Origin of the sequence: Photorhabdus caribbeanensis, assembly GCF_018448885.1 — a bacterium.
Taxonomy (GTDB): domain Bacteria; phylum Pseudomonadota; class Gammaproteobacteria; order Enterobacterales; family Enterobacteriaceae; genus Photorhabdus; species Photorhabdus caribbeanensis.
Genome location: NZ_RCWB01000026.1, coordinates 66,987 through 77,273, shown reverse-complemented (window position 1 = coordinate 77,273; position 10,287 = coordinate 66,987). Strand labels below are relative to the sequence as shown.

The 10,287-nt window shown below is 45.9% G+C and carries 5 protein-coding genes; 2 read left to right on the top strand and 3 right to left on the bottom strand.

Going from position 1 to position 10,287, the window contains the following annotated elements:
• On the top strand, positions 1-851 hold an 851-nt coding region (locus tag EAE90_RS16465), incomplete at its 5' end, for a type VI secretion system Vgr family protein (RefSeq protein WP_214054386.1).
• The gene (locus tag EAE90_RS16460; protein WP_214054385.1) at positions 848-1,627 is read left to right on the top strand and encodes a DUF4123 domain-containing protein; all 780 of its coding nucleotides are present in this window, start codon (positions 848-850) and stop codon (positions 1,625-1,627) included. The genes EAE90_RS16465 and EAE90_RS16460, both read left to right, overlap by 4 nt.
• A gap of 779 nt (positions 1,628-2,406) precedes the next feature.
• Here EAE90_RS16460 and EAE90_RS16455 read toward each other — a convergent pair.
• The 3 genes from EAE90_RS16455 to EAE90_RS16445 all read right to left on the bottom strand — a co-directional run bounded on the left by EAE90_RS16455 (position 2,407) and on the right by EAE90_RS16445 (position 10,265).
• Complete coding sequence (locus tag EAE90_RS16455) at positions 2,407-5,319, bottom strand: RHS repeat domain-containing protein (protein WP_214054384.1); 2,913 nt, start codon at positions 5,317-5,319, stop codon at positions 2,407-2,409.
• 154 nt (positions 5,320-5,473) lie between these two features.
• Positions 5,474-5,794 (bottom strand): phage holin family protein, encoded by a 321-nt coding sequence (locus EAE90_RS16450; protein WP_214054383.1) that lies wholly within the window; start codon positions 5,792-5,794, stop codon positions 5,474-5,476.
• A 52-nt stretch (positions 5,795-5,846) separates the two neighbouring features.
• Positions 5,847-10,265, bottom strand: coding sequence for a SpvB/TcaC N-terminal domain-containing protein (locus EAE90_RS16445; RefSeq protein WP_214054382.1), 4,419 nt, complete (start codon positions 10,263-10,265; stop codon positions 5,847-5,849).
• Positions 10,266-10,287: the final 22 nt, after the last annotated feature.

The following is a 10,287-nucleotide window of genomic DNA, read 5'->3' as shown; positions in this document are numbered from 1 at the left end:
TCAATGAAGAGGGGTGTATCCGCATCCATTTTCATTGGGATCGTTATGATAAAGCCGATGAAAACGCCACCTGCTGGGTACGGTTCGCCCAAGGCTGGAATGGCAGCGGTTACGGTTTTATGGCTATTCCCCGTATTGGTCAGGAGGTGATTGTTTCTTATCTGAACGGCGATATTGATCGTCCGATTGTCACCGGTTGCACCTACAACGGTTCAAACCGGCCGCCGTTAAATTTACCCGTTGAAAAGACCCGCACCACGTTTAAAACCCGGACTCACAAAGGAGAAGGCTTTAATGAATTGCGCTTTGAAGATGAGAAAGACCGGCAGGAGATTTACCTGCACGGGCAGAAAGATCTGACCGCCCATATTCAACACGATGCTTACTGGCATATTAAACACGACCATAAACAGCGCATCGATAATAACCGCTACAGTGAAATTCATGCTGATGACCACCGGAAAATCACCGGTTCCGGTAAATACAGTACCGATGGAGATGTGTCGCACCGTATTACCGGCAGTCAACATTTACAGGCCGGAGATGCGTTGGTGGTTGAAAGCGGTCAGGAAACACACCTGAAAAGCAGCGGTAAAATGGTGTTGGAAGCGGCGTCGGAAATTACCTTAAAAGTCGGCGGTCATTTTATCCGGTTAACTCCCGGCGGTATTCTGACTTCGCCAAAGTTATTAGTCGGGCAAGGTTCAGCCGGTACCGGGCGCGGCCTATCACTACAACTGCCAGAGGGTGTTGCGCCTCTGCCGGGTGTTAAATATCCTGCCAGACCGGTTTGTGCTGTGCAGGCTCAATTGGAAGCAAACTTGATTATCGATAATCAGGAGGATGCATGAACATGTCCATAAACTGGCAGCAATGGTTGAATGCTCTCAATAAACCGCCCGTTTTCTTTATGCTGAATTCCCTGGCAGAACCTAATCCTGTCACTCTCTTTTATAAAAACGACTGGGTAGAGCAGGCTTTTCCGCTATACAGCAATACACCGATGGATCACATGCTGGCACAAAGCCCCTGGTTGGTTCAGCCTAAGTCAGGTTGCCTGTCAACGATTGCTCATTGGCTTGATAGTCATACTCTGAGCGATAACAGTTGGGGGTGGGCTTATCGCAGTGAGGATTTATGGGGGCAACAGCTTAATCATTGGCGTTCACGCCAGCAGGTGATATTACAGGAGAAACCGGTGCTTTTACGCAGTATGGATGCGCGTATCCTCAGTCAGTTATTACCGGCAATGACTACCAGCGATTGGTCGGGGTTCCTGACGCCGGTGTGTGAATTAATGATAGATACACCTGAGCCACAGATCTATTGCCGCCCTGAGAATTGTGGTCGCGGTGGGAGTGAACAGCCCTTTGTCTTGGGGCCTCATTTACTTGAGGCGTGGTTCCATTCTGATTGTGCCTTACAAGGGCAGGTATTCGTACTTATTAGCGATTTATGGGAAAACCACGGTAAATTGGCTGAGAAACTGAATAATCCAGAAGGGAAATTACAGGAACGGATTATTGATTGGCTGAAAGCGCGTTTAGAAAGTGGAGGTAGTATTAGTCATCTGACTAGTGCGGATTATTTACAGACGCTCGGTGAACAATATACGGCCATTAAGTAATGTATAATGGTTAGTATTTTACGAATTTACAAACCGGTCATTGTGGCGATTTTAAACAAGAAGAAATGCAGTTAGTTTCTTCTTGTGAAATATTAAATTGAAATTGATAAGTAATGAGGGAATGGTGAAATCAAGTTATGGTTGGTGTAAATCATGTGATTTATTTAATATTATCTTGAGATTCATTTGATGGTAATATTATCGATATTTTTTAATAAATTAAAATATGAATGATAATGAGATATATTTATACTCAATGGAATGATATTATTTTTCATTAAAAACATTGTTCTAATATAGTGGTAAATTATATTTACTTTATAATAAATAATTTAGTAAGTGTTAGGAGTGGAAATAATTAAATCAAATGTCAGTTAATGTATGTCCTCATGTAAATAAGTGTCTGCAATCTTAAAAATAGCGGTACAACGTTATCATTACTGCGATATTTGTATAATCAACAATTTTATAATTGATGATTTAATAAGATAAGATGCGATAAGTTTAATGACACCTAATGAAATGCGCTATTCTGCCCATATTGATAAAGGTATAGCATTTTTGAATTTTGAATCACGTCCAGCGCCATCGGTAAGGTATTGTGCTTATACTCTGAGAAATAAATATAAAGAACCATTAAATTCATTAATTTCTGATTTGATATTTTAAATATTATCATGATTATGTGATATTTAATGTTAAATAATTTATTAATATTCAATAAAATAACAAGAATAAGCAAGCCATGAAATAAATATTCTCTCATGGCTTGCTTATAATTATTTCTGGATAAAGTTTATTTTACTGTTGTATCCTTTTCTGTAGGCGTGGCGGATTTCAGAGAAAGTTATTGCTTCGGCATATTCATTCGGACCTTCTTTCCTTCTTTTTCCTGTTTTCCAGGGTTGGTCTGATTTTAACTGCTCGATAGTCAATTTTTCCCCGTTATATCCAGCCATCACAAATCTGAAATCAGGTGATGCTAGTTGTTTTATAAACCAATCCATACCTAATTTACTTGTTTGTCTAAAGAATGCCGTTGCAATAGTATTTTTTAGCCATGATTGGTCTGCTGCGGATAAAGTGCTTTCAAGTTCTCCTGCACTTCCTGCGGAAGCAAATTTCGTTAATATATCTCTCTGTCTTTGAATAGTGAAATCGCTACCATCACTATTTTTTAAAATAAATGCATCTAATTTCTGGAATCGTTTTTGGCCGGATAACCCACTGAAAAGACCTTTTGAGGGGAGAAGATTTTTTACTTTACTCTGAATATCTAATTTTCCTTTATTTTCTACCATATGAAAACTCCATGACGTAGTGTAAGCATATTGTTGTTCATAGGCTTCTTGTTTGATTTTATCAGAAGCTGAACTTTCCTCTATACCCATTGCCACCAGATATTTACTTGAGTTAGTTCTTATGTTTTCGTTATTCAATTTAGGTGGACTGTCTTCTTTAAGATTTTGAGAAATTCTAAAATAATCAGACAGACTTAATTCACCCATGATACCAAGCCCGGCATTATATTCATCGATGGTAACTGGATTCTTATTAGCCGCAAATGCTTTTCCCATCTCTGAACCGCGGTGATGACTGAAACCATATATAACAGTGTATTCGACATCTTTAATTTCAGTGGCTCTACCATCAGTATCATGGTATTTAATTGGATTATTCCTCACCATCCGATATAAATTCAGCCCATCGATTGTTCCCGCAGGATCGGCGCTTAACCAGCGTCCTATCCACGGTTGGTAATATCGATAGCCGTAGTAATATAGCCCGGTGGCATCTCGCTCTTTGCCTGAATAACGGATGGTTTTATAACTGGCTTCTGTTTTGCTCTTTGCGGCCCATAATGCTGTGCCGCCATAAGGATAGTACTCTTCTTCACTGATAATTTGTCCTTCGCTATCTAATTCAAGTTGACTAGAGCCGATGAGATTATCGTAGCTATAACGCAACTGATTATTGTCGATATCTTCCGGTTTACCGCTCTCCCAATGTAATACTCGTACCTGTGCCCGGCCCGCTTCGCCTACGGTGATAACTTGTAAATCTTCGGTTGTGGTCGTGCTGTTTTGGGTTAGACGAAGTTCCAGGCTCGGCAAATAAGTTATTCGCTGTATTTGAGCGTTGTTGCTGGTCCGTTGTTCGTTGACTTTTAATGTCCTTCTCCCGTCACTACTATAACGATACCATTCCCGATCATCATTGGCGCCCTTGTCCCGTTTCACTAATGTCACTTGTTGCAGTTCGCCGCGAGTATTCCAGTTCAGGTTTTGTCCTGTTATTAAGGTGTTCTGATGTCCGCCTGTATCAAACAAAGCATCTACTTGCGCCGGATCTTCGGTCAGTGTGCTCAGTACTGCGCGGTTACTGCGATTTGAAACGGTGATATTTGTGGTGTAGTTGTTTTGCGTCGCCGGTGAACTGTGCTGGATTTTAGTCAGATTGCCGCCACGGTCATAAGTATAAGTACGGGTGTAGTTAGTGTAGGTGTTGTTGTCAGAAGGTAGAGCCGGGGAGGGAAATTGGTGACTTTGTTGACCTATATTCGCCATCTCGCGTCCGGTGGCGCTGGTAAGCTGATACAGGGAGTCATAGATATAAGTACTTTCCGGCACCACTTTCTGATTGTGCCAAAAGCGGGTAGCTTCCGCATCGTTACGGATACTAATGACATTGCCTACCGGATCATATTCATAGCGCAGGTCTTGCAACACTTTGGCGTCTAACGGATTGGCGTTTGACGAACGGCGGGTTTTGATACCGATAAGCCGCTGGGTTTCCGGCTCATAACTGTATTCGGTGATAACACCATTGCCGTGTTCCTCGCATAATTTTTGTCCGGCGGCGGAATAGGTCAGGGATTTGATAATCACTTGTTCCGTCTGGCCTTTTACTGTTAACCAGCTCCCGTTTAGCTGCCCGGCCACATCATAGGCTAGCCTCTGAATGTTTCTTTTCGCATCGGTTTGAGTCAGCAAAGCGCCGGTGGCATCGAAGGTGCTTAGAGTTGTGTAAACATCACTAGTCAGGATGTTTTGCCAGGCGGTTTCGTTATCACCTGTCCAGTTAGCTTCTTGAGTGTCGATCAATAGTTGGCTGGATTGAGATAAAACAGTGCCGGTCAGAGATAAACTCTCTAACCGGGTAACTCCCGCCGTGTCATAGCGGCGCACGCACTGGCTAGCAAGGTTATGAGCCTTCTCTGCTTCGGTATTGCCAGCCCAAATCAGGCGTTCGGTGATGCGGGATGTTTTTTCCTTGGGTGTTTGTTCAGTAACAGACAATAGACGACCGGGCAGGGAAGGAGCTTCATATTGTCGAGTTTGTGTCACCCCTGTTGCAGTTACCGTCAGCAGCGGACGGCCTTCAATATCATTCAGGGTGACAGTGCGACCTGCATCAATGCTCTCTGTACGTAGGGGATTGCCGGTCAAATCATACTGCCAGAGAAAATTGGGTTTGATCGTACTATTGGTTTTCTTGGCCTCATATAGGCGGGGATCGATGCTTTGACTTAGGTATCCGTGAATATTGTATTGATGGCGGGTAATACGGGTATTGGTATCACCATTTGCGGTGGTACGGTGAAAATCGATGTTACGGATCGTCAGACCTCGGTTGTCTTGGACGTTGACGGCGGGAGTCTTTTGATAAAGTTTGGGGTTAATGTTTTTCATGAGTTACCTCGTTGTTGGGTTGTGGTGTGTAATCCTTTCTGTAATCGCGACTTTTGTCTGTATGTTAGTTTTTTCTCCTATTTTCTACATAGTGTAGTAGGTAATTGCTCAATTTAACTGGAGACAGATGGTTGGTTGTGGCAGTAGAAATGCTTTATTGCTTTCCTCTATGATCATGATGATGCGTAATGAGGCGGCGCCAAAGCCAGTTCAATCCGCTACTTCCTGTTGTGCCGAATAGACCTGCAATCGCAAAAGTCATATAGATGCTGCCGCCACTTTCAAAACTCAGCAGTCCTCCCAATACACCGGTAAAGCAGGAGATGATGAGTTGACAGAATACGTTGATCCAACTCCATTTATATTGTTTGTTTTGCATATCAATGAGGTACCTTACTAGTCCGCCCCAGGCTGCAATAAAACCAATGATCAACCAGATAATAAGTTGAGTATCTGACGGTATTATGAGCAACACCTTTCACCTCTATCTATGTTTCCCGCCTGTCGGCCAGGCGGGATTGATCAAGTTACATATTTACCTCAGCGGCTGTGTCATTTTCATCTTCATTGACAGTAAACCAAGGAGTAAATAAGGTTCGGCGGAACCAACCTTTTGCGGTGATAACCTTGATTTCTCGGCCAATAGGATCATAGACATGGGTATCTGCATAAGCTTCTTTTTCTCGCCGGGCACTGTCATTGCTGACGTATCGCCAGTCATTGAGGAAATAAGGCTGATAGGTACGTATCGGCTGCCCCTTATTGTCATATTCCGTTCGTCCAGTCACTGCCCAACGATTCTCAGTATGCTGGACATTGATAATCAAAGAACCGTCTTCATTGCGTTGCCAGGCTATGCCTGCCTCATGTCGGGCAGCGGCTTGCAGCAAGCGGCCAAAGCCATCACTGAATACTACCTGTTGACGGATCTGTTGCTCAGGATCGTGATCATAACGATCCGTAGTTAATGTCAGGCTGTGAGGTGGTAAACGGGAAGCGCTGTTTAGTTGAAGGGCTGTCTTTTGACGTTGTGCCCAGCGGCGATAAGCCAGTGTGCAGAGGCGTCCATCTTCGGTGATGACTCGGGTGTTATATAACTTTTGCCGGTCTTGCTCTGTCAATCTATTGAGGGTTTTCTGACTTAATGCTGGCATCCAGCTTTCTGGCGCGTAGACCTGACACTGTGCTACAGGAAGCGGTTTTTTTAGCTCAATAGCGGAGTTCACATCGGATGGTGGAGAAAACGATATTTTTTCCGGTGAGGAGTAACCGGCCATCTTGCCGTTTTCAGTTCCCCAAAAGCGCAGTGTGATTGGCCGACCCAGTGCATCCAGCGTGATAAGGTGCTGATTGTCATTGATATCCGTGAGTTGCACAGGGGCCAAAAAACGCCAATCATATTTGGCTGAGGTTGTCAGCCCAGCAGAATCCCGGGTTTGTATCACAACGCAATAGTTTGCATCCCAAGTGAGTGTGATTTTACCGGTGAGTTGGGTGTTGCTCTGTTTTTGTGGGCGCCAGAACTGTGCGGCTGTACCGTAATCGGTATAACCATGACGGGCTACCCAGACTGTGTTTTCACCAGTACGAGGGAATAGGTAATTTGCTTGTCGATATCCAGCTTGCTCCAGCGTCGTTGGTAATTTATCGGACGGGATGCTTCCATGAAACGCTGATAATGTGGACTGATTGAATACTGTTGTCTCGGTAAAGGCAATCAGAGCTTGCCGTGTTGGTATTTGCAATGACTCGGCGTTTTGTCCATCGGTATAAGCGGTTTTTTGCTGACCGAGATATTCTCGCGGTTTGTTATCCGCAATCAGACTATTTTTATCGCTCAGTAGTTCTAGATTTAAACCACCAGCAGGCACATTTTCAGCGTCATAAGTGAAGCTATCATTGCGGGTACTATCCGGTAATCCCAACACCCGAACGGTATTGCCGGTCAGATGATGCCAACTGGACTGTTGATAGGTGAGTCGTAATTGGCGTTGCTGGTCATCATAGCTGTTAGCTAACAACTTATCAGGAAACGTGTCAGGATACGGATTGATTGCCGGTTGCTGGCGGCGTGGATACTGTACTGAAACCTGTTTTAGCGGTTGACCAAATAGATCACTGGATAGCGTAATATTTTGACTGCATTGCGGGTCGCTGGCGATACGTTCATAGTGATAGTTGCGACTTTCAATGACAGATGACCAAAGCACAGGGTATCGGCTATCGGTATGCTGTAATCGACGTACTTGTGGACGGAGTTCAGTGACTGTATAGGGAACGTGTTTATTTGTACTGTCGTCCAATCCGTACAGTTCACTACGTAGCAGTTGGCCTTTCAACGCGCGGTTGAACCAGTATCGACTGTTATCATCTTCCGGTGTTAGCGGGACATCTTGACCATCTTGCCAGGTCGTAAAGCGCGGTGAGAAACCGGCAAAAGCCTGATCATCACCACGCCAATACTCGGTTGATAATGCGTTATCTATTACCGGCAGTCCGGTGGCATACCAGTTTTTGGTCAGCGCGGGCGGTGTGCGTTCTGGCGCGTTGCCTTGAGCCAGTTGGTGGCTGTCTGTCTGCTCGACATAACCAAATCCGCGAAACTCCCGCTCACGCCCATCCCAGGCGCCACGGGCATAGCGCAGTGTTGTGACTAATGTGTTGCCGCTGATTTCATCCGCTGTTTCCGTTTGCCATAGGGTGTGTACCGGGAAGGGGAGATGACAAACCGGTGTTTGTCCGGCAGCCAGCGCCGCGGCTTTTTCATCCAGCCAGAACTGAGTGGAACTGCGGTAACGCAAGGTGTGATGGGCCCCCATATTGTTGTTCATTTCATTGAGTAACCACGGCTTCATATTGGTCAGATCGCAGCGCCAGTGATTGGGAGACATATGCGGCACGCTCAGTATCAGGCTGGCGATGCCTAACCCTTGTACATCGGCCACTTGTAATTGACAGGTATGATCAAAACGCAGACCATCCGGGAAGCGTAATGTCACTGGTGCGGCAAAACTGTTACCGCTTTTATTTAGGAAGATATCCAGATGATTGGTGTGAACATAAATCAGATCCGTTGGACCACTGCCATCCAGATCGGCCAGATAAACTTGAGCCGGGTTAAACTCGGTTTCTGGCTGGCTGAATCCCGGTAGGGTAATCGGTTGACCAAAACGTCCGTGCCCCAGATTAGGCCAGCAGGTGACTTTAGTCGCGCTCACTTCAACCAGATGGGCTTGACCGGAACCCAATACATCACTAAACGCCACCAATTTACGTGGATCGGCGCCCGGTACTGGCAGTGTGACATTACCTGATTGCACCACATCTTTCCCTTTGGCAAAGCCGTCGCGGGTATTGGCATATAAACGCACGCTCTTAGGGCCGATCAGCACTAAATCAGAGAGTCCGGCCCCCATTAAATCCGCGAGTTGCGCACGTGGGTGAGTATATTCCACCGGCAGAGCGTTGAGTGGGGTAAAACGTGTCCAACTGCCATCCGGGCGCTGACTATGATATCCCCGTAATCCCGGTCCGGTGATAACCCAATCAAGTTGACCGTCTCCGTTGATATCGATTAGCGAGGCGTTACTTTGCAAGGAAGGGATAACCGACAAAGGTTGCATTTTCTCCCAAGTGACGGCATCTGAGCCAATTTCGCCCAGACGCTGTGCGCAGCGGTACCACCAGGCGCCTTTATCCTGATATAGCAAGCCGGGTAATCCTTCGCCTTTTAGATCGACTAGTTGCCAGTGCTGAATGGCATTGAAGTTTGCCAGTACATCCATCGGCTGCCAGTGAGCGTTATGTTGCAGTGAAAAATCCTGATACGCCAATTCTAATGGCGGCAGGGTGACGGCAGTACCGTCTTGCTCGTGTCCTGCTCGGCGAACGAATACCAGCGTGCTGGCTATCGCGCTTTCGTCATAATTGAGTATCAGGCGTGAAACCAGCGTCGGTCCGTTGTGTTCTGTTATCTTACTATCCAGTGCTTGCAGGTGGTGATACATCAATACTTGACGGCATAAGCGGCGGGTACGAATCTCAAAACCATATTCATAACGGGAAAAACGGTCCTGGCGACAAAGCCAGCTACCTGTAGTCGAAAATGCTGGTGGCGTTTTCAGGTTGTTACTGCGTTCGCCATAATCAAATACCAGATAGAACAACCAATCTGCTTGTGATGGGGTGTTGCCATCCAGACCGGGTAATGTTTCGCTGGCTGTCCGGTTGCCGTAATACACTGTGTGTAGATAACGTTGCGCTGTAGCCTGTGAATGGTGCGTAATTTCATCAGCTTCGCAATCGGTATCATCTTCGGCACGATATTGATAATAAATTTGTTCACCATGTGGTGATACAGAAGCTTCCAGCAACCATTGTGCTGTTTGTGTGATATCTGACGGGTTGCTGATCCGCGTTTGCGGTGATTTACCCAGTAAATGTACTTGTCCATCTGGGCTATATATCAGCCAAAAATCTGTTTTGCCTGTTGTTTTGGGTGTTGTCTTAGGTTGCCAATATTCCAATCGGCTGAAATGACTTTCCAGACGGGAACGGTATCCGGTGACAGTAAAGGTGGCGCCTAAGTTGATACCCTGTAATGTGGATTCGTCGCGGGGTTGCTCCGCTACTACCAGCACCTCGCCTTCTGGCCCCAGAAAGGTATCGGTTTCATCATAATGGGGAACACCAAAATGGGTACGGCGGCGGATAGTCATAACGCTGCAATCCCAGCCCAGACCGAACGGGCTGTTACCGCCGCCGCTGTTGTAGTTTAAGGCGAGTGACGGGGCATAACCGCGCCCGGCAGAAATAGGTAATGGTAGAGATAGCGCGGCCATACCATCCGGTCCGGTGGGGGTTAACGCTTCCCCCATTCCCGTGATAGCGCCTCCCCCTTTGGGCAATGATAGTTCCGTAATACTAAAATCTTGTGAATTTTGCATGAAAGACTCCTTGCAGGCCCCG